Below are 2,394 nucleotides of genomic sequence, written 5' to 3'. Positions count from 1 at the left end.
GCCCAGCGGCGTGCCTTTATAAGGGATGGCGAACAGGTCGATGCCGGCCGACTTCTTCAGCATTTCGGTATTCAAATGCATGGAAGTGCCGACCCCGGGCATGAGATAGTTCAATTCCCCCGGCGCCTGCTTGGCTTTGGCCACGAAATCGCGCAATGTGGTCACGCCCAGCGACGCGGGCACGACCGCGACCACGGGCGCCGTGGCAAGCTGCGCGATCCCGCGAAAGCTCTTGACGGGATCCCAGCTGACGCCCTTGACCAGCACCGGGCTCGTCACGAAGCTCAGCGTCGCCAGCAGCCAGGTGTGCCCGTCGGGGCGCGCGTTGGCGACGGTGGTGGTGCCGGTAATGCTTTGCCCGCCGGGCTTGGCTTCCACCACCATGGGCACCCCCATGATGGATGAGGCCTTATCGGCGATCACCCTGGCCACCAGGTCCGGCGTGCCGCCGGCCGGGAACGGCGCGACGATCGTGATCGGCCCCGTCGGATACGATTGCGCGTGCGCGAAAGCCGCCGGCCAGATCGCGGCGAATGAAACCATCAAACAGGATAAGGTCCGCATGAACATATTGTCTCCTCAGGAATGATCGAAGCGGCGGCGGGAAATCCCCGGCCGCCGCCCTCCGAAAAACCGCTATTAAAACCGCTATTTATTCGTTGGCCAGTTCTTCACGGATCCGCGCCAGCTCCACATTCCGGGGCCGGGTGATTGCGTACGCCCTGCCGCGATACGCCTGGGGCCGGGAAGCCAGGGCTGGCGCATTGCCCTTGACCAGCTCGTCGGCGGCCTGCAACAGCGACCGGCGGCATTGCACGATGGGAAGATCGGTCTTGACCAGCCGCTCGCGGCTGCGGTCGTGAATGCGCCCCTGGCTTTCCTGGATCGCCAGGTCCTGCAACTGCGCGCTGGGAATGCCCGTGAACGACCGGGTGCGCTGCTCGGCCCTGTCCTGCAGATAATCGTTCTCCCGGGTCCCCTTGGGCAGATAAGTCCCCGGAACCAGCTCGGCATAATCGAATGCGCCGTGCTTGTAGCCTTCGATCTCCTGCTCCGTCAGCGCGCGTTCCGCATGCCAGCGGATGCGATACCACCAGCAGTTTTCGTCGTCGATGGGAACGAAAATATTGGCCCGGCACACATTGCCCGGCGCGGTCGGCACCACCACGATGACAGGCATGAACCAGCGGGCAATGCGCCAATAGTAGGCGTCGGCGCCGGCTTCGCGGCGCGCGGCAATCTGCAGGCCATGCTCGACCCGGTCACAGAAAATCGTGGGGCGTCCGTCGTCTTCGGAATACTTGATCATCTCGCCCAGCCCGAAGGTGTCCGCCTTGCCCGTGCCCCCTTCGAGATCCTTGTGCAGGAACGAGATATGGGAATAATCGATGCTGCCCTCGAGCGCCTGCAGGTAGTTGCACTTCATGAGGCATTTCGAGACATAGCGCTGCTCGGGCGCGACCCGGCAGAAGTCGAGCTCGGGCACGTCGGCGGGCGGCTGCGCCGGGCCCATGTAGGCCCAGACGATGCCGCCGTGCTCCCGGGTTTCGTACGCGGTGGTGCCCATCCGCTTCAAGACCTCCGGCCCACAGGCATCGGTCGGGATATCGACGCACTGGCCGCGGACATCGAACTTCCAGCCGTGATACGCACAGCGTAGGCCCGACCCTTCGTTGCGTCCCAGATAGAGCTCGGCGCGGCGATGGGGGCAATAGGCGCTCAGCAATCCGACCTTGCCGTCGGTATCCCGGAAGGCCACCAGCTCTTCGCCCAACAGCGTCACCCGCAGCGGCGGGCCGTCGTTCTCCGGCAGTTCCTCCGACAACAGGGCGGGCAGCCAGAATTGGCGCAGCAAGTCGCCCATGGGCGTGCCCTGGTCGATGTGAGTCAGTGTGATGTTTTCTTCGAAACGCATGCTCGATTCCTTGTTCCGATGCCACCCTGGCCATGCGTCATGCGGCGAAATAGCCTGTGACCCGTTGCCCGTGTCACGTGGCACCTGCCGGGTGATGCTGCGTAACTCAGTGGCGCGGTGACGCAGTGGCGCAGTGATGCGGTGATGCGGTGATGCGGTGGCCGGTATCGTACTGTGCCCGGATCCGGCTCAATAGAGCCATCTTCGGATCGGTGATAACCTAAAGATATCGACCCAGCCCGGAGACACGGGATCGCAGCCCCACTCATCCCGCCCTTAAAAGGAGAAGGAAATGTTGCTTACCGACCGGCCCCGGCGCTTGACTTTGATGGCGGCGGCTCTTGCTTCGTCGGCACTGCTCTCCGCGTGCGACACGCTCGACGAATGGAGCGCCGAGGAATACCAGCACAAGTGCGAAAGCCTTGGAATCCATCCCGGTAGCCCGTCGTACGAGCCGTGCATACTGCAGCAACAGAAAC

The 2,394-nt window shown here is 63.6% G+C and carries 3 protein-coding genes; 1 reads left to right on the top strand and 2 read right to left on the bottom strand.

Annotation, left to right across the window (positions count from 1 at the left end):
- The coding region (locus CDO46_RS06100; protein ID WP_254914563.1) for a tripartite tricarboxylate transporter substrate binding protein at window positions 1–543 on the bottom strand (543 nt) is incomplete at its 3' end.
- Between the two features lie 109 nt (window positions 544–652).
- On the bottom strand, window positions 653–1,915 hold the full coding sequence (locus CDO46_RS06095) for a Rieske 2Fe-2S domain-containing protein (protein ID WP_070401332.1): 1,263 nt from the start codon (window positions 1,913–1,915) through the stop codon (window positions 653–655).
- Window positions 1,916–2,207: 292 nt separating this feature from the next.
- Here CDO46_RS06095 and CDO46_RS06090 point away from each other — a divergent pair.
- Window positions 2,208–2,394: hypothetical protein (locus CDO46_RS06090; protein ID WP_132980775.1), on the top strand; the 187-nt coding region annotated here is incomplete at its 3' end.

Source organism: Pigmentiphaga sp. NML030171 (assembly GCF_002188635.1).
Classification (GTDB): domain Bacteria; phylum Pseudomonadota; class Gammaproteobacteria; order Burkholderiales; family Burkholderiaceae_B; genus Pigmentiphaga; species Pigmentiphaga daeguensis.
The sequence above is the reverse complement of the archived record's forward strand: the minus strand, read 5'-3'. Positions and strand labels throughout refer to the sequence as shown.

What these genes read in the sequence shown, in the direction of transcription:
- CDO46_RS06095 (WP_070401332.1), bottom strand. Translation starts at nt 1,915, where the DNA reads ATGCGTTTCGAAGAAAACATCACACTGACTCACATCGACCAGGGCACG.